The sequence below is a fragment of the Lysinibacillus sphaericus genome, assembly GCF_002982115.1.
GTDB classification, from domain to species: domain Bacteria; phylum Bacillota; class Bacilli; order Bacillales_A; family Planococcaceae; genus Lysinibacillus; species Lysinibacillus sphaericus.
Genome location: NZ_CP019980.1, coordinates 4576321 through 4592833, shown reverse-complemented (window position 1 = coordinate 4592833; position 16513 = coordinate 4576321). Strand labels below are relative to the sequence as shown.

Annotated in this window: 21 protein-coding genes; all 21 read left to right on the top strand. The window is 36.7% G+C overall.

Annotated features, from left to right (window positions below; translation table 11 throughout):
* Nucleotides 1-48: 48 nt before the first annotated feature.
* The 21 genes from LS41612_RS22500 (at nucleotide 49) to LS41612_RS22405 (ending at nucleotide 16511) form a co-directional block, all read left to right on the top strand.
* Nucleotides 49-1185 carry a hypothetical protein gene (locus tag LS41612_RS22500; RefSeq protein ID WP_024362655.1) on the top strand — a complete coding sequence of 379 codons (1137 nt, stop codon included), beginning with the start codon at nucleotides 49-51 and terminating at the stop codon, nucleotides 1183-1185.
* The gene (locus LS41612_RS22495) at nucleotides 1169-1462 is read left to right on the top strand and encodes a hypothetical protein (protein ID WP_051147737.1); all 294 of its coding nucleotides are present in this window, start codon (nucleotides 1169-1171) and stop codon (nucleotides 1460-1462) included. Before LS41612_RS22500 ends, LS41612_RS22495 begins: the two co-directional genes overlap by 17 nt.
* A 1-nt stretch (nucleotide 1463) precedes the next feature.
* Nucleotides 1464-2234: a hypothetical protein gene (locus LS41612_RS22490; RefSeq protein ID WP_024362656.1), complete on the top strand. Its 771-nt coding sequence runs from the start codon at nucleotides 1464-1466 to the stop codon at nucleotides 2232-2234.
* A 920-nt stretch (nucleotides 2235-3154) separates the two neighbouring features.
* Nucleotides 3155-3442 carry a DUF2829 domain-containing protein gene (locus tag LS41612_RS22485; protein ID WP_024362657.1) on the top strand — a complete coding sequence of 96 codons (288 nt, stop codon included), beginning with the start codon at nucleotides 3155-3157 and terminating at the stop codon, nucleotides 3440-3442.
* Between the two features lie 310 nt (nucleotides 3443-3752).
* Nucleotides 3753-4541 (top strand): phage terminase small subunit, encoded by a 789-nt coding sequence (terS, locus tag LS41612_RS22480; protein ID WP_024362658.1) that lies wholly within the window; start codon nucleotides 3753-3755, stop codon nucleotides 4539-4541.
* Nucleotides 4542-4573: 32 nt separating this feature from the next.
* Entirely contained in the window at nucleotides 4574-5740 is a 1167-nt protein-coding gene (locus tag LS41612_RS22475; RefSeq protein ID WP_036205164.1) for a PBSX family phage terminase large subunit, read from the top strand.
* A gap of 10 nt (nucleotides 5741-5750) precedes the next feature.
* Nucleotides 5751-7187: a phage portal protein gene (locus LS41612_RS22470; RefSeq protein ID WP_024362660.1), complete on the top strand. Its 1437-nt coding sequence runs from the start codon at nucleotides 5751-5753 to the stop codon at nucleotides 7185-7187.
* Nucleotides 7123-8031, top strand: coding sequence for a phage minor head protein (locus tag LS41612_RS22465; RefSeq protein WP_051147738.1), 909 nt, complete (start codon nucleotides 7123-7125; stop codon nucleotides 8029-8031). The genes LS41612_RS22470 and LS41612_RS22465 overlap by 65 nt, the downstream gene beginning before the upstream one ends.
* A gap of 139 nt (nucleotides 8032-8170) precedes the next feature.
* Nucleotides 8171-8761 (top strand): DUF4355 domain-containing protein, encoded by a 591-nt coding sequence (locus tag LS41612_RS22460; RefSeq protein ID WP_024362662.1) that lies wholly within the window; start codon nucleotides 8171-8173, stop codon nucleotides 8759-8761.
* Between the two features lie 84 nt (nucleotides 8762-8845).
* Complete coding sequence (locus LS41612_RS22455; protein WP_024362663.1) at nucleotides 8846-9766, top strand: phage major capsid protein; 921 nt, start codon at nucleotides 8846-8848, stop codon at nucleotides 9764-9766.
* A 56-nt stretch (nucleotides 9767-9822) separates the two neighbouring features.
* Nucleotides 9823-10128, top strand: coding sequence for a hypothetical protein (locus tag LS41612_RS22450; RefSeq protein ID WP_024362664.1), 306 nt, complete (start codon nucleotides 9823-9825; stop codon nucleotides 10126-10128).
* Nucleotides 10082-10426 carry a phage head-tail connector protein gene (locus tag LS41612_RS22445; protein ID WP_024362665.1) on the top strand — a complete coding sequence of 115 codons (345 nt, stop codon included), beginning with the start codon at nucleotides 10082-10084 and terminating at the stop codon, nucleotides 10424-10426. The genes LS41612_RS22450 and LS41612_RS22445 overlap by 47 nt, the downstream gene beginning before the upstream one ends.
* Nucleotides 10427-10429: 3 nt before the next feature.
* Complete coding sequence (locus LS41612_RS22440; RefSeq protein WP_024362666.1) at nucleotides 10430-10939, top strand: hypothetical protein; 510 nt, start codon at nucleotides 10430-10432, stop codon at nucleotides 10937-10939.
* A complete protein-coding gene (locus tag LS41612_RS22435) occupies nucleotides 10936-11283 on the top strand; it encodes a hypothetical protein (RefSeq protein ID WP_024362667.1) in 348 nt (115 codons plus the stop codon). Before LS41612_RS22440 ends, LS41612_RS22435 begins: the two co-directional genes overlap by 4 nt.
* The gene (locus LS41612_RS22430) at nucleotides 11276-11782 is read left to right on the top strand and encodes a phage neck terminator protein (protein ID WP_024362668.1); all 507 of its coding nucleotides are present in this window, start codon (nucleotides 11276-11278) and stop codon (nucleotides 11780-11782) included. Before LS41612_RS22435 ends, LS41612_RS22430 begins: the two co-directional genes overlap by 8 nt.
* Nucleotides 11782-12792 (top strand): DUF3383 family protein, encoded by a 1011-nt coding sequence (locus LS41612_RS22425; protein ID WP_024362669.1) that lies wholly within the window; start codon nucleotides 11782-11784, stop codon nucleotides 12790-12792. Before LS41612_RS22430 ends, LS41612_RS22425 begins: the two co-directional genes overlap by 1 nt.
* A gap of 13 nt (nucleotides 12793-12805) precedes the next feature.
* Complete coding sequence (locus tag LS41612_RS22420) at nucleotides 12806-13210, top strand: phage structural protein (RefSeq protein WP_024362670.1); 405 nt, start codon at nucleotides 12806-12808, stop codon at nucleotides 13208-13210.
* 100 nt (nucleotides 13211-13310) lie between these two features.
* Entirely contained in the window at nucleotides 13311-13595 is a 285-nt protein-coding gene (locus tag LS41612_RS22415) for a hypothetical protein (RefSeq protein ID WP_137034875.1), read from the top strand.
* 46 nt (nucleotides 13596-13641) lie between these two features.
* Nucleotides 13642-13779, top strand: a complete 138-nt coding sequence (locus tag LS41612_RS23395; RefSeq protein WP_162832717.1) for a hypothetical protein — start codon at nucleotides 13642-13644, stop codon at nucleotides 13777-13779.
* The gene (locus LS41612_RS22410; protein ID WP_024362672.1) at nucleotides 13776-15911 is read left to right on the top strand and encodes a phage tail protein; all 2136 of its coding nucleotides are present in this window, start codon (nucleotides 13776-13778) and stop codon (nucleotides 15909-15911) included. Before LS41612_RS23395 ends, LS41612_RS22410 begins: the two co-directional genes overlap by 4 nt.
* 3 nt (nucleotides 15912-15914) lie before the next feature.
* Complete coding sequence (locus LS41612_RS22405; RefSeq protein WP_024362673.1) at nucleotides 15915-16511, top strand: LysM peptidoglycan-binding domain-containing protein; 597 nt, start codon at nucleotides 15915-15917, stop codon at nucleotides 16509-16511.
* The last annotated feature ends 2 nt before the right edge of the window (nucleotides 16512-16513 follow it).

The window sequence follows — 16513 nt, the reverse complement described above, 5'->3', positions numbered from 1 at the left end:
TTAGTGGTACAATAGCCAATGTTTAAGTAAAAAGGAGGAGTTCTAATTTTGATTAGTACGGAATATGTAGAGATTCAGAAAAACTCTTTAAATATTGTCTACCCTGCGTATATGAAAAAACGTTTATTATCAATTTTGGCTGAAAAAGGATTAATTATTAATAATAAACGAATGTCAAACGGAGGTAATAATTTGTTACTTCCAGATGTATCCTACCATGAAGATGTAAACAGTAAAATAAACTACCTGTTTGAAAATATGAATACTGAAAGATTAATTAAATCAATTGAAGATTTAGAATTTAGTAAAGAATATCGTCACATGCTTTGGTTTGAAGTGGAAAACTTTAATATTGAAAGAATTTTTGAAAAAATAAAAAACGATGGAAATGACACCTTTTTATTATATAATGATGAATTCAAACATGATATTGTAGATAAGGACGCCTCTACCGTATCAATTAAACAAAGTTCGTCCAACCTATATATTAAGTTTAATTATTTATTAGATGGTAAAACAGATAGTTTTAAGGACAAGAAGATTAAATTTATTGTACTAGTTAGAATTGATATTGAAAATAAAATACTTGAGATTTGCTTCGACAAAGTAAAGTTTGATTTTAAGCCAACACATAATTTCTACAGTGAAATGATAAATTCTACAATTGAAAAAATGGAAGATTTATTTGAAATTTCTGTTGTAACTATTGATTTTAAAGAATTAATTCATTACATAAAGAGAGTTAAAGAAGATGTGGTGATAGTTGCCATGAAGATGCATAGAAATGGTACAATTGCACATTTAGATTCATTTGAGAATGAAGATTATGTTATCCCTATTTTAGGTGAATTAAAAACATTTATGGAAGATAATGCTACATTGTTTTCTGCGAATAAAAAATGCGAAGAAATTAAAAAGAAATTAGATCATTTCATTAATACAATAGAAGAAACCTCAGATTTGCCAAATGTTAAATTAGTCTGGCCTGAAGAAAGAATAAATATTGGTGCAGACCATAACTATCATAATCAAGATTATAGTTTGTTTATGTTGTATGATGAACTAAATGAAGGTAGAAGGAGGATTGACTATGTCAGAGATTACTTTATTAAATGTAATAAAGAGCTTGGAGAGCAAGTACAATCTGACTCCTTACCAGGCTCAGCAGATGGAGAACATAGTTAAATATTGGACCAAAGGAACTGTCTTATACCCAGGAGATATAAAAGCAAGAACACATATTTCTATTGAGACGACTTATAATTTTTTGAATGAATTAACTAAAAGCGGTTACTTAGAAAAAAGATTTGAACTTTACTGCAGTGAATGCCACAAATTTAAAGGAAAGATTTTAAAATCATTAACAGATGATTTAGGAGACACTTCTTGTGATTTTTGCCATCATGAATTTATAGTATTTAAAGATACAATATTAATTTATGAAGTAAGTAGGACAAATTAATATGGCTGAAAAAGGGTTATCAACTGGTGAGGCATATAAATTAATGCTAAGATCTGCACTTGAAAAATTCGAGTCATTAATTGAATGGAATAAATCAAATTATGATGAATACAAAATTCTCTTGCGAAAACTAAAGATATCTAGAGGAGATATAAAAGCAACTTCAAATGATGAAACAACAGATAATACTAAAGATGTCGGAGATGCCTTAGAAAATTTGGTGAATTTCATAATAAATAAGAGTTTTTTCTTTAAAGTTACTTCTAATATTAGAACAGGAAGTAATGAAATAGATGAAGTCATTACTTTGACAAAAGATGGTAAAGCAGCACTAGAGTATTTTAATATCCCGCGTTCTTTATTGGTTATTGAAGATAATCTATTTTTAGGTGAATGCAAAAATTATAAAACACCTTTAAGTGTGACTTATGTAGGTAAATTTTATTCTTTGATGAAACAGTGTGATTGCAATTTAGGAATTATGTTTACTTACAAAGGATTATCAGGTAAAGAAACATCTTGGAACGATTCACATGGTTTAACTAAAGTTCTTCGTTTAATTGAAAAACATTCTTCTAACAATCCTAATTTTTATATACTGGAATTTAAATTAGAAGATTATGAAGCTATATTAGAAGGAAAAACATTTTTCAATCTAATAAGTTCTAAAATGATTGCTTTACAAATATCAGCTAATCATAACAAATTTTTAGAAGAACCACTAGAAGACGATTTGCAAGTGTTAATCAATTATTGTAAAGAAAACAAATAATCTATTTGATTATAATACATCTTTAGTAACCTTTACGAAAAAATAGAGGCACTGACAACAGGTGAATGTCCTGTAGTTGGTGCCTTTTTATTATAGGAAATGTTATAAAAACGCTTCAAAATGGTTAGAAAAGAATAGACAAAAAAGATGCTTAAAAATTGTAACTGAACAAAAGGAAGATGAGTTGCAAATGTGATAGATGTTACAAACGTTATATACGTTACATTCGTTATACATTAGGTATTTAAAAATTAATATTGTAAACTCGGAGGTAGGTTCGGTGCGGTAAAGGTTTCCTCCCTTGGTATTTATCAAATCCTAAATATTAGGGAAAGACAGACCGACGACCGACCCGCGCCGAGCAAATTCGTTCGGAGCACGACATGCATGGCCGGCCCATATTTTTTAAGAGATTAGGTATCTTAATTAATATAAAAGGCTAAAAATCGGAATAAGGAGTGGTTGTTATGTGAACTTCGTCCACTTTCCATAATTCAGTCAAACTTACTAAACGTGCACGGAAATGCACGAAAACAATTCGATTACGATAATAACGTGGTGTAGCTCTACCACGGTTGCTACAAGTGAGCTAACTCGACATTTTTACCACAATAAAATAATAGACGAATGTAAAGAAGTAGTGGCGGAATAGGTAGACGCTTAGAGAGATAACATAGTACTCTCAACAGTTCGGTAAGGTTAACTTTGCTATTGCCCATTCAAATATCTTACGTGATTTAAAGGCCTATAAACCTTTATACAATGCACAGGAGAGGCGCAACCGAATGAGATGTTAACCATATGAGGTGCAAATCCTCGTCTACTTCATTTACTTAAATAGGTGTTAAAAAAGCATTGTAACCATATTTCGTTGCAATGCTTTTTATTATGTTTTTAAAAAAGAAATGGAGGTAAGCACAATGAATTTCGGTCAAGCGATTGAAGCTTTAAAATCGGGCGAGAAAGTAGCTCGACAAGGTTGGAATGGGAAGGGTATGTTTCTGTATTTAGTGAACGGGCAGGAAGTACCATACGAAAATATGCGCGGGGAAGCAAAAAATGCTCTAGCTAAGACGCCAGCAAACGAAACAAACACAGTGTTCATTAATTCACATATTGACATGAAGGCGGCTGATGCTTCTGTTGTAATTGGGTGGCTAGCATCTCAAACAGATATGTTATCAGATGATTGGGAAATTGTTGACTAAGCCTTCATGTGAGGGCTTTTTCTTTTACTTTGAAAACTGCATCAAACAGCCAATTGGAGAATGCGCGAAATGCAAATAGAGGGCGGAGTTTGGTGTGGTTTTGAGAGTGAATAGGTCTGGTACATCATGTACCAGAGACACAAAAACGATAGTTCAACATGAACCAGTGACATTTTGTTTTGAAAAGTGAGTATCAAGCAGTTTCCCCCTTTACTGCTAGGGCAACGGTACTTACTTTTGAGAGCGAAATACATAATAGGTCAGGTTCATCGTGAACCAGACATGATTCTGGAGGTGGTGTTTATGAGATATGACTAGACAAAGAGATCCTAGAAGAGATGAAGCACTCAAGATATTCAAACAGCATAATGGTGACATAACCAATCGAACTATCGCTGAACAACTAGATGTGCCAGAGAAAACAATTTCAGCATGGAAAAGCCGTGATAAGTGGAATGTAGTACTACAAACAAATGAATGCAGTACTACAAACGAAACTACAATCAATAGCGATACAGAAGAAGTCATTAATGACAAGCCGCCTAAGAAGGATGGGCGAGTGAAAAAGAGGAGTGGTAATCCTAATCCGCCAAATCAGTTCACCAAACGGAACAGGGCTGCTATGATTCATGGCTTGCGTAGTAAGTTCCTTTACGATGAGCAAATCGAAATCATGGAGGCATTGCAGGACTTCGATGTTGTTGACCAGCTATGGTTGCAGATTGAATTAAGCTTCTCGGCTATCATTCGTGCTCAAAAGATAATGTGGGTTGAAGACCCGTTTGACCATTTGAAAGAAACGAGTGGTTATTCATCTGGTGAAGGTGGAAGTGGCGAAACATTTAAAGTTATCTACGCTCACGAACGCTATGAGTCTTACATCAAGGCTCAAACAAGAGCATTTGCTGAACACCGAAACTTGGTTAAGCAGTTTATGGACCTAACAACTGAGGATGATGAACGCAGGCTTAAACTAGAGCAGATGCAGTTGAACATCGATAAGACGAAGGCTGAAATTAGCAAAATTGAGCAAGGTGATACAAATGCTCAAGAAAGCGAAATCGCTAAGATGCTTCGTAAAATGGCGGGTGATGATTAGTGGCCGAACTTACACCGAAGCAAAAAGAGGTCATGGACTCATTTATTCAAGAAAAACCTAAAATACTACTCGCTAGTGGCGCCAAACGTGCAGGAAAAACATTCGTGTTTATTCTGCTTTTTTTAATGCACATCGCTAAATACGAGGGTCAAGGGTTGTCATTTATTATGGGTGGCGCTACACAAGCAAGTATTCGACGTAACATATTAAACGATATGGAAGTCATTCTAGGTAAAGAGTTAAAGCTTAATAAATCGAATGCCGTTACTGTATTTGGCAACAAAATATATTGTTTTGATGGTGCTAATTCAGATGCATGGAAAAAAGTGCGCGGTTTCACTGCTGCTGGAGCGCTACTCAATGAGGGCACAGCACTTCATGATTCATTCGTGAAAGAAGTTATCTCACGTTGCTCATATAAGGGTGCTCGTATATTGATAGATACAAACCCGGAGAATCCAGCACATAGCGTTAAAACGGATTATATCGATAAAGATGGCCAAATGTTAGAGAATGGTCGTTTAAATATCAGAGCATTCCATTTCACATTGTTCGATAATATCTTTCTTGACCCTGAATATGTTGAGTCAATCATTGCTTCAACGCCGACAGGAATGTTTACTGATCGTGACATTCATGGACAATGGGTAGCTGCTGAAGGTGTAATTTATAAAGACTTCAACAAAGATGTACATTACATTTCAAGAAAACAATTTGAATCAGTTAATATCACAAAGTACTTTGCTGGTGTTGACTGGGGCTATGACCATCATGGTTCCATTGTGGTGTTAGGTATTGATGATAAAGGCAATTTGTACTTGATTGAGGAACATGCAAAGCAACATGAAGAAATTGATTATTGGGTTACAGTAGCGAAAGACATTAAAGAGCATTATGGCAATATAAACTTTTACTGTGATAGTGCAAGACCTGAACATGTTGTACGGTTTAGACGCGAAGGAATTAAAGCACGAAATGCTGATAAAAAGGTTATCGCTGGTATTGAAGAAGTAGCTAGGTTATTCAAACGAAATAAGTTGTTTGTTGTTCGTGAGAATGTAAAACGATTTGATAAAGAGATTTATCTGTATGTATGGAACGAAACGACTGGTGATCCAGTGAAGCTGTGGGATGATGTGCTTGATGCATTGAGATACGCAATATATACAGAATTGAAACCACAACGTAGGAAAAGTTAGGGGTGATTGAGTGAACACTTATAAGTATTTAAAGCAGTTTAAAGTACAAGGTGCCAATCCACAACTGATTGCAAAGGCAATTGAGGAACATAAAAATGATAAAGAAAAACGATTATCCTTTTACGAGCGCTACAAAGCGTCAATCGAAGGTGTACCTATTTTGACACGTGAGGCTGTTGATTATGAGGAATTTGAAACAGGAGCCATCAAACGTATTGATAATAAGGTGAATAACCGTTTAAATAATCCCTTTGATGCTGAAATAGTGGATACCAAAGTAGGTTATATGTTCGGTTACCCTATCGGTTATGAAATCGAAGAAAAATCAAAAGATATCTTAGTGAAGATGAAAGATGAAGTAAATGACTTCCGTTTGCGAAATAACGTTGAGGATAAAGATAGCGAATGGGGCAAAAAGGCTGCTATTTGCGGTTATAGTGCTCGTATGGCTTATATCGATAAAGAAGGTAAGGAACGAATAGTAAACATTGATCCTTGGGAAACTATTATTATTTCGTCAACGGATTACACAGAGCCTGAATTCGCAATACGTTATTTCAATATTGATGATGATAAACAGCGTGTCGAGTTTTACGACAACGCTTATTTTTATGCATTTGAAACTGGCGCTAACGGCCTAGAACAAGTTGAAAAGAACCTCCATACTTTTGATTATTGTCCATTATGGGGTTTGCCTAACAACGAAGAACTTATGGCTGATGCTGAAAAAGTGTTCGCGCTTATCGATGCATATGATCGTACCTTTTCGGATGCATCAAACGAGATTGAACAGTATCGTTTAGCTTATCTAATTTTAAAAGGTGTGGGAGCAGATGAAGAAACACTAAGTAAAATTAAAAAATCAGGTGTTTTTGAGTTATTCGAAGAACATGATGACGTTGGCTATTTAACAAAAGATATAAATGACACCATGATTGAAAACCACTTGAATCGATTAGAACAAAACATATTAAGATTAGCGAAATCAGTGAATTTCGGTGATGAATCGTTTGCAGGTAATGTATCTGGCGTAGCTATGAAATACAAACTTATGTCGCTTGAGAATAAATGTGTGACGATGGAGCGTAAGATGACTGCTGCTTTACGTTATCAATTTAAAGTTATCTGTAGTGCATGGGCAAAGAAAGGGATTTGTTCTAAAGAAGATTACTTGAAGCTGTGGTTCAGTTTCCGTCGTAATGTACCAGCTAACTTGTTAGAAGAAGCGCAAACAGCTACAACGCTAATGGCTATTACTTCTCATAAAACGGCGTTGTCAACCTTGTCTATCGTTGACGATGTGGACTATGAGATGGAGCAAAGAGAATTAGAACGCGATAATATAGAACCATTATTTAAAGACAGCGAGGATGGTGGTAATAATGGACCTGGAAAAGTACAGCGAGAAACTAAACCAGTGGGCGGAACAGGAACTCAAGACGGTTGAAGGTTCAATCCGAGACTATTATCGCCAATTAGTAAATAAGGTACTTGGAGAACTAGGCAAGATATACGCTGACTACGAAGATGATGGCATTCTTACTTATGAAAACATGATTAAGTACGATAGGTTAAAAAAATTCATTGATTCACTTATGGAACATGTTGATACAATGTCCATTGAAACAATGAATAGTATTAACGCTTACCTAGCAGAATCCTATATCTACTCATATTCTTGGATGGGTTGGGCAATTGAAAAAGTAGCCCGTAAAAGCTTACAGTATACTTCACTTAAAGTTGAACAGATAAGAGCAGCATTAGATAATCCTGTGAATGGCTTAACGTTATCAGAAACACTAGAAAAGAATCGTAGAGACATAATCTATAAGATTAAGCAAAACGTCACACAGAGCCTTGTGAGAGGTTCTACATACAAGGACATGGCTTCGTCACTAAAAGATACATTTGAAGGTGATTACGTTAAAGCTGTTCGAGTTGTTAGAACAGAGTCTCATAGAGTGCGTGAACAAGGTTCCTTGGATAGTGCAAAACGAGCTAATGATAAAGGTGTCATCATGTTGAAGAAGTGGAGAAACATGAAAGACATTAGGGTTCGTAAAACACCGAAAGCTAATCATGTAAAGTTGGACAAGAAGCAAATTCCTGTAAATGACATGTTTGACTTAGGTAATGGAGAGAAAGGAATCGCTCCAGGTAACACAGGGTACGCGCATCACGACATTAATTGTCGATGCATACTTGTTTATGAGATTGCTGATGTTGTTGGTAGGACTAACGATGAACTCGCTGAACAAACCTATGAGGATTTTAGGGAAGCGATGGGATAAATTTTCATAAAGGAAACAATAAGCCGCTAATTGATGTGGCTTTTTATTATGCTCGAAAGCCTAAACAGAGGATAAAAGCGAATGAGGCGAAATACTATTGTGTTCCACGGGCATAGCGTGTGGAGGACTGGAGGATGCTATGAAAATTAATTTAGATAAATTGAAAGAGTTAGTGGAAGCTGGTGACGTGTCGGCTATCGAAAAGCATGTTTTAGAGGAATCGCTCGAAAAAGGTGACTTATCATTGGCGGTGAAAGCTAACAAAGATGTTAAAAGTGAGTTTGAATCAGAACGCGATAAGTACCATTCAAAAGCTCTTGAAACGTGGAAATCGAACAATCTAGAAACGTTGATTGAGGAAGAAGTGAATAAACGTAATCCTCAAGAGACACCTGAACAAAAGACAATTCGTGAATTGAAAGAACGATTAGATGCTCAAGAAAAAGAAGCAAAACGTTCAGCAATGAAAGAAACAGCTCTTACTTATGCAACTGACAAAGGGTATGATGTAAAGTTCGCAACGAAGTGGATTGACAAATTGCTTGGTGACGATGAAACAGTAACAAATACCACGTTAGATGAGTTTAAAACAGATTTTGACGCTGTTGTCCAAGCTCAAGTTGATTCTAAATTCAAAGAATTAGGTCGTGACATCGACAAACCAGGCGGAGGTAGTTCATCAGTAACAAACTTATCGGAATTAGCTAGTGCTGCTAATATCCGAAAATAAACAAGAGGGAGTACAACACACATGAAAAAACAAATCGGTATTCTATCATATGGCTTTACACCATTAATGAAATTAAACATTCAAATGTTTGCTACACCTAATAACATCTTATTACAAGATGCTAAGACGGGATCTATTCCAACTGAATCAGGAACGTTGGTATTAAAAGAATTCATGGCTAACTCGGCTGTAGCGCAATTAGCTAAGTATGAGGAAATGACAAAACCCAAAAAAGAATTTACTTATTTAGCTGAAGGCCCTGGCGCTTACTGGGTTGGAGAGACAGAACGAATTCAAACTTCTAAAGCAACTTGGTTAAAAGCTGTAATGGAAGCGAAAAAGTTAGCAGTTATTATCCCAGTGTCGAAAGAATTTTTAAAATTCACAGTAAGTGATTTCTTTAGCCAGATGCAACCAGCTATTGCAGAAGCATTTTATAAAAAATTTGACCAGGCTGCATTGTTTGGCACAGGGTCACCTTATGCAAGTGGCGTCTCTGTATTTGAACGTATCACAGCAAGTGGTCAATCAATCGAATATGGCACAGGTGCCAACTTATACTTTGACCTGAACGATGTTGCAGGGCTTTTGGAAGAAGCAGATCATGATGTTAATGGATTTACTACGATTAAGTCATTCCGAAAAGATTTACGTGCTGCTAAGGACCAGAACAACAACCCTATCTTTAATGATGCAACTGGTGGCACGCCTTCACAAGTATTAGGGCAACCGATTGGATATGTATCAAAAGCATCATTCGATAAAACAAAAGCTTTAATGCTTGCTGGTGATTGGGATATGGCTCGTTATGGTATTTTACAAGGAATCGAATACAAGGTTTCAGAAGAAGCGACTTTATCAACGATTGTTGATGCAGATGGCAAACCTATCAATCTTTATGAGCAAGATATGTTTGCTTTGCGTGCAACAATGCATATTGGCTTCATGACGTTAAAAGAAGATGCTTTTGCAGCGTTAGTACCAAAAGTAGCAGTGGGCGGATGATTCTACAGGGTGGGGGAAAGCCCATCCTTATTACAAAATAAAAAGGAGGTCTCTTAATGCCACAGTATAAAAAAGACGATCATATTATTAATGCAACAGAAAAAGCTTACGAGGTACTTTATGCATCTCGAGGTTATGTTCCTACAACCGAAGAATCGGAATACATCGAACTTTATGGTTTGAGTTATGAAGAATTAGATGCGTTACAAAATGAAATGTTAAAAAAATTCTTAGATCAAGAAGAAATCGAATATAAATCACGTGCAACAAAAAAGGAATTGATTGCACTGATTTTAGGGGATGAGGGCGTTATGGATGGAACTAACGGAACTGAAAATACTCATTCAAATGAATCAAAGTGACGAATCTAATGATACCTATTTAAAGTTAAAGCTTGATGAAGCCATTGAATGGGTTCAAGGGGCGTGTAATCAATCATTTATTGTAAATGGTGTCCTTGAATTACCAGCAGTCGCAAAAGGTGTTGTGGCTCAGTATGTTGCATTTGAATTGCAAGGCAACGCAGGAATCAAAAGTGAGTCTATAGCAGGTATGTCACAATCTTTTGATAGCGCTGATGAACGTAACAATACTCTAGTAAAAAAACTTAGTACTGCTGGACTACGTAAATTGAGATTCAAACCTTTTGGAGGATATTGATGTATGGCAAGGATTCGAATAAACATGCGCGATGATAACCGTATACCTGAAATCAAAAGAGATTTACAAAGAGCTCGCAATAAAAAAGCTAAAGTAGGTTATATAAAAGATAGTGAGCTTGCAATGATTGCATCTGTACATGAATATGGGGCAAGAATCGAAGTCACTGATAAGATGCGAGGTTACTTATCTTCGCAAGGATTACATTTAAAAGCTGATACTACTCACATTATAATTCCAGAACGTTCGTTTATGCGAACGGGTGCTGATTTACACGAAAGAGATGTGCAAAGGAAAGCAGAGCAACTTATTGATAAGGTGATTGCTGGTAATGTATCAGTTGAAACGTTTTTCGAGCAATTAGCTAATGAGTTGAAAGGTAAAATTCAAGAGCATGCAATCGATCTTGATAATCCAGTCAATCATCCGTTTACTGTTGAACAAAAAGGCTCAAGTAATCCTCTTGTTAAGAGTGGCGGTCTCATTGGGAAAATGGAGGTCGATATTGAATGAGCATATACAACTTTACTCGTTTGATACGTAAGTACAGCACTGATGTGCCATTCATTATAGGCGTAACGGAAGGTGTATGGAACGATGATGGTGAGTGTGTTGGAGGCGAGCGTATAACAGAGAATAGAACATGTGTTGTAATTCCGTTTGATGTGAAAACGATAGCTCAACTAGGTGGTGTTGTAACTCAATCTGACAGGCAAGTATATTCACTGACACCTTTCAAACACGATGATAAGTTTGAGCACAAAGGAATGAAGTACAAAATTGATACAAGCATTGATTTCACGACATTCGGTGACTTTTATCGCTATGTGGCCAAAGGGGTGAGTTCATTTGATTAAGTTAATTGAAATACGTCAACCAATCATCAAGGGATTGAGAGGTTACACAGGAGCCACAACAATTACAGCAGAGACAACAGCAAAACAACCTGAATACCCATTTATTGCCCTTAAATTCACCACTGCTGGACAAAGTGTAGGGCAAGTCGCTGAAACAGTTGAAGGTGATGCTACTGGCGTTATAGAGCAAGACCTTGAATTAGTCGTTTCTATTACTTGTCATGCTAAAGATATATCAGAAGCACATGATTTATCACACAAAGCACGAGCTTATTTTTTAGGAAAAGGAAATATAGATTTATCAGATGTAAACATCACAGTCGTTGAAGCATTGGCTATAACGAATCGTGATGTTTTTTTAAATATTGAATATGAACGTCGATATGGTTTTGATGTTCGTTTACGTGTACGTGGTCGAGAGTCATTTGATATTGATGTGATAGAAAGCATCGATGCATCAGGAACCATAGAAAAAATCGAAATTAAGGAGGGGATTTAATGCCATTACAAGACGTTACAGTCATGATTGACATTAAGAAGCCATCAGCACTTATCGGGCTAGGTACACCGTTGATTCTAGCTAATAAAGCCGGAGAAAGTACTTACAAAGAATACCTTGATTTAGATGGTATCAAGGAGGCATTGGGTGATACATCTGATGGTTATAAAATCGCTAAACAAATCTTTGCACAAGGAGATAACCGACCTGACAAAGTAGCTATCGCAACATACAGTACAGTGGCAGAAAACCCAATTACAGCAGTATCAGTATTAGAAAACTATTTTTATAATGATTGGTACTTTGTGATGCTAGATACTGGCACAGCAACCGACTACAAAGAAATTAGCGATGCAGTTGAAGCCAAGGCTTTAAAAGTGGCGGCTCATATAGTTGATAATGAGCAAGATTTATTGCTTTTAAAAGCAGGCAAGTATGACCGCACTTTTGTTATCCAACACAATACGATTGCTGAATTACCACACGCAGCATTAGTAGGACAAGTTGGTTCACGTCCAGTAGGTTCCGTTTCATGGAAGTTTAAAACACTCAAGTTTGTAACACCACAAGACCTGACACCGACGCAATTAAACAACATCCATACTAACGGTGCTTTTGCTTATGTAACAAAGGCTGGTATTGACCAAACAAGTGAAGGTAAGATGATTAGTGGCGAATTCATTGACGTCATTCACGGTAAAGATTGGATTAAATTGAATATTGAACAACAGGTTCAGTATTTGTTATCAACTAATCCAAAAATTCCTTACACAGACAGTGGTATTGCCCAAATTGAAAATGTGGTTCGCACCTCATTAGAAATAGCAGGACAAAACGGAATTATCGCTTCTGATGATGCTGGTCAATATTTATATACAATCACAACAAAAGGTAGAAATGAAGTGTTAGCATCTGATCGGGCAGCACGTAAATACAATGGATTATCGTTTAGTTTTGAGCTAGCAGGAGCTATCCACGAAGCTACAATTCACGGTGATATTTTAGTGTAGGGGAGGAATTAAAATGACAGGACATATCGGCACATACGATGCGCGAAAGGTTACAACGACAGCAAATGGAATTATTTTAACTGGCTATGCTGATGGAGCTATGGTTAAGTGCTCAAAGGATAACGATAACTTCGAAGCAAGTTCTTCAGCTCAAGGTGATGCTGTTGTATCAATCAATGGTGATTCATTAGGTACAGTAGAAATCACGCTGAATCAAACATCACCATCTATTGTGACACTCAACAAACTTGCAAACGAACGCACAATGTTCCCTATTTGGGTGAACAGTAACAACGAAATCAAAGAGGTTGTAGGTGGCACAAAGGCAATGATTACAAAGGTTCCGGACATCGAGCATGGTAAGTCTGTAGCCAACCGTGTTTATACAATCAAAGTATTTGACTACCAAGTTAAATAAAAAGAAAGGAGAGTGGGCCCCGTGCTCACTCTTTTAATTTGCAATGAAAAAAAATCACATTACAAATCATTTAAAACGAAAAGAATGGGAGAGACGCAAAATGGCTATGAAAAACAAACAAATGAAAAAAGAAATTTCGGAGAAAACATTCATTTTTCAACATCCAGGGTTAGAATCAACTTTGGAATTACGAGAACGAGCAAAAGACACAAACGGGAACATGTCGGACAAAGAACTCTATACGGAAATCATGGAACATGTTGTTTTTGTTGAAGTTGACAATGTACCTCAAAAAGTAAACTTCACATATTTCGAAGAAAACTTCGAGTCTATGAAAGTATTCACAGAAGTAATGAAAGAAGCTATTAAATTCCTTTTTCGATAAATATGATGACTCAATTTATCGATTAAAAGCTGAAAGTAGATGGCTTATGTGGCGTCCAGTCGTAGAAAAAGTATTGTCATACGAAGAAGTACAACAAATGACACAGCATGAACTTCGTGAAGCTAATGCCGCGTTAGATATTCACATTGAAAAAATCCAGCAAGCGAGGGAGGCGAGTAAATGAGTAGTGTGCGCGATTTATTCGTTGAAATCGGATTGGAAATTGACGACGGTCCCTTAGATGAACTAAATGAGCTTATTAACGAAATAAGGCGGTCTTTAGGAAATTTTGATTCTAGCGGATTAGATGAAATTGAAAGGAATGCTAGGTCCGCGGCAGAAGAATTAGATGATTTATCAAGGGACGCTAGACAGGCTAGTAGAAATGTGAATGATTTAGCGGAAGATGAGTTGATAGCAACTGTCACAACGTCAATGATGGGCAACTCATTTTCATTGGCTGGAATGAAAGGTATTGCGATGGGTGTAGGTGTTACCAGTGCCTTAAGTGGTATTCTCGCTATTCTGGCACCATTAATTGTTTTAGTTGGAGGTTTGGCAGCATCATTTTTAGCTGCAGGACTAGGGGTAGCTGCTTTAGGGGCAGTCGCTGTTCCAGTGATGACTAATTTATTCGAAAGTGCGGATCAAGTCGCCCAGATTGAGGAGAAAATAGCAAACGCAGACACCGCAAAAGAACGGATAGCAGCACAAAAAGAATTAGCCGCTGTATACGATGACATGAGTGAGTCTCAACGTGGAGCATTGAAAGAACTACAAGAATTCAAAGACTTTTTTGGGGATTTCACCAAACAATTCGAAAATCCGATATTCGATGCATTTGCAAAAGGGTTAAGTCTAGTGAAGAGCATATTGACTGGATTAGAACCAACCATTAGTGGCGTGGCTGCGGTAATTAATGAGTTATTAGATGAAATGAATAATTCTGTAGTGGGTGGAGGATTAAAGGGCTTTTTTGAATGGTTAGAAACCCATGCAGCAGGTGCAATATATAATTTCGCTCACATTTTCGGAAATTTATTCGGCGGTATTTTTAAAATGTTAGCATCATTTTCTCCGGTAGGTTCACAAATAGAAGAAGGGTTACTATCGATGACTGCTAGATTCAGTGAATGGGCTGGAAGTCTAGCATCTTCTAACGGGTTCCAGACATTTATAGAATACGCAAAAACAAATGGTCCAGCATTAATGGGCATATTAGGTGATGTGTTTGGTGTTCTCGGTGACGTTATCGTTGCATTAGCACCTCTAGGAACGGTTGTTTTAGCCGGATTGCAACTATTAACAGGGTTTATTGCATCCAATATAGCACCGTTATTTAGTGAATTGAGTGGATGGATTACGCAATTAGCGGGCGCGTTTATGGAGTATTTGATGCCAGCTATTCAGCCGCTTATACAAGCTTTATTACCGACTCTAGGGAATTTTTTAGACAATTTAAAACTTTTAGGTCAAACATTAGTAGATACATTCATTTCGATTTTTCCAACTTTGCAAGATATTTTTAGCACGGTTTTTCCAATTATCGTTGAGTTGGTTACAAGTGTATACGATATTATTAGCTCTCTAATAAACAATGTCGTAATACCATTGTTGCCGATACTAGGTAAGGTTATTTCCGAAGTATGGTCGGTTGTTAAGCCTATTTTAGAACCGTTGAAAAATTTGCTCTCCACAATCGGTGACAATATTATGTTCTTGATTAACGACGTTGTAGCGCCTTTGATACCGATAATAGGGAGCATTTTCTCTAATATGTGGGTTATATTAAAGCCGATTCTTGATGCTATAGTTAAAGCGTTTGGTAAAATCATCGATGTAGTATCAGATGTTATTGGATACGTGAAAAATTTAGTTGATGCGTTCGCTAATGTCAAGGTGCCAGATTGGATGTCTAATATAGGTGGAAAAATCAAGAGTGCTGCTAGTACGGTTGGAGGCTTGTTTAACGGATCACACGCAACTGGATTGGGTAGAGTTCCTTTTGATGGGTATGCTGCCGAATTACACAAAGATGAAGCTGTTTTAACCGCAGACCAATCAAACACATTGCGAGATATTGGTGTATTAAAAGGTGATGGCAGTAGTCCACAACTAGATTTAAGTGAAAACGACAGTGGAAGCTATCAAACGACATATTCAACGAGTAGTAATAATTCCAAAATTTCTGCACCTATTACAATTATTATACAAGGAAGCGAAAACTCTCAAGAGACGGCTTATAGTGTTAAGGATGTTTTAGAAGAAAGATTTGGTGATTTATTAAGTGTAATGCAAGTATCTAGGGAGGGATAGCCAATGGCAGAAGAATTAGTTGGTAAAGCGCGCTTGAATGGTTTGTTAATACATGTCGTTAGTGAAGATGCTGATTTTAACGTTGACATCCCTACCCATAAAGTTGAAAAAGGGATTAATCTATCAGATCACATCGAGCGAAAGCCAGAAGTTGTTAAGTTATCAGGCCTTTTAATACGTCCGACGAACGAGCGAGTTGAATCACTCATAAGTAAATTGAAAAGTATCGAGGTTAAAGGTCAACTAGTGACTTATGAAGGACGTCGAATCTATAAGAACTTGCTCATGAGTGGTTTATCTATTAAAGCCAGTTCCAAAGTGATGAATGGATATAATTTCAGTTGCACCTTAACAGAAGTTCGTATTGCTCAATCATCTTATGTAGACCCCAAAGTTAAAGCAGCTACAGCACCTGTTACTGAAGCTGGACGCAAACAAACGGAAAATAAAAAACAATCACCTGTATATCATGTCGTTAAAAAAGGCGACACGTATTCTTCGCTTGGCAAAAAGTATGGTACTAAGTGGCAAGACATACAAAAGTGGAACAGTTATGATCCGAAGAAAATTCCTGTAGGCGTAAAACTAAGGGTGGTGTAACA

Coding starts and splice junctions, on each gene's coding strand:
- LS41612_RS22410 (WP_024362672.1), top strand. CDS start 13,776: ATGAGTAGTGTGCGCGATTTATTCGTTGAAATCGGATTGGAAATTGAC.
- LS41612_RS22495 (WP_051147737.1), top strand. CDS start 1,169: ATGGAGAACATAGTTAAATATTGGACCAAAGGAACTGTCTTATACCCA.
- LS41612_RS22445 (WP_024362665.1), top strand. CDS start 10,082: ATGGAACTAACGGAACTGAAAATACTCATTCAAATGAATCAAAGTGAC.
- LS41612_RS22425 (WP_024362669.1), top strand. CDS start 11,782: ATGCCATTACAAGACGTTACAGTCATGATTGACATTAAGAAGCCATCA.
- LS41612_RS22420 (WP_024362670.1), top strand. CDS start 12,806: ATGACAGGACATATCGGCACATACGATGCGCGAAAGGTTACAACGACA.
- LS41612_RS22475 (WP_036205164.1), top strand. CDS start 4,574: ATGGACTCATTTATTCAAGAAAAACCTAAAATACTACTCGCTAGTGGC.
- LS41612_RS22485 (WP_024362657.1), top strand. CDS start 3,155: ATGAATTTCGGTCAAGCGATTGAAGCTTTAAAATCGGGCGAGAAAGTA.
- LS41612_RS22460 (WP_024362662.1), top strand. CDS start 8,171: ATGAAAATTAATTTAGATAAATTGAAAGAGTTAGTGGAAGCTGGTGAC.
- terS (WP_024362658.1), top strand. CDS start 3,753: ATGACTAGACAAAGAGATCCTAGAAGAGATGAAGCACTCAAGATATTC.
- LS41612_RS22435 (WP_024362667.1), top strand. CDS start 10,936: ATGAGCATATACAACTTTACTCGTTTGATACGTAAGTACAGCACTGAT.
- LS41612_RS22490 (WP_024362656.1), top strand. CDS start 1,464: ATGGCTGAAAAAGGGTTATCAACTGGTGAGGCATATAAATTAATGCTA.
- LS41612_RS23395 (WP_162832717.1), top strand. CDS start 13,642: ATGTGGCGTCCAGTCGTAGAAAAAGTATTGTCATACGAAGAAGTACAA.
- LS41612_RS22455 (WP_024362663.1), top strand. CDS start 8,846: ATGTTTGCTACACCTAATAACATCTTATTACAAGATGCTAAGACGGGA.
- LS41612_RS22405 (WP_024362673.1), top strand. CDS start 15,915: ATGGCAGAAGAATTAGTTGGTAAAGCGCGCTTGAATGGTTTGTTAATA.
- LS41612_RS22415 (WP_137034875.1), top strand. CDS start 13,311: ATGGCTATGAAAAACAAACAAATGAAAAAAGAAATTTCGGAGAAAACA.
- LS41612_RS22440 (WP_024362666.1), top strand. CDS start 10,430: ATGGCAAGGATTCGAATAAACATGCGCGATGATAACCGTATACCTGAA.
- LS41612_RS22450 (WP_024362664.1), top strand. CDS start 9,823: ATGCCACAGTATAAAAAAGACGATCATATTATTAATGCAACAGAAAAA.
- LS41612_RS22465 (WP_051147738.1), top strand. CDS start 7,123: ATGGACCTGGAAAAGTACAGCGAGAAACTAAACCAGTGGGCGGAACAG.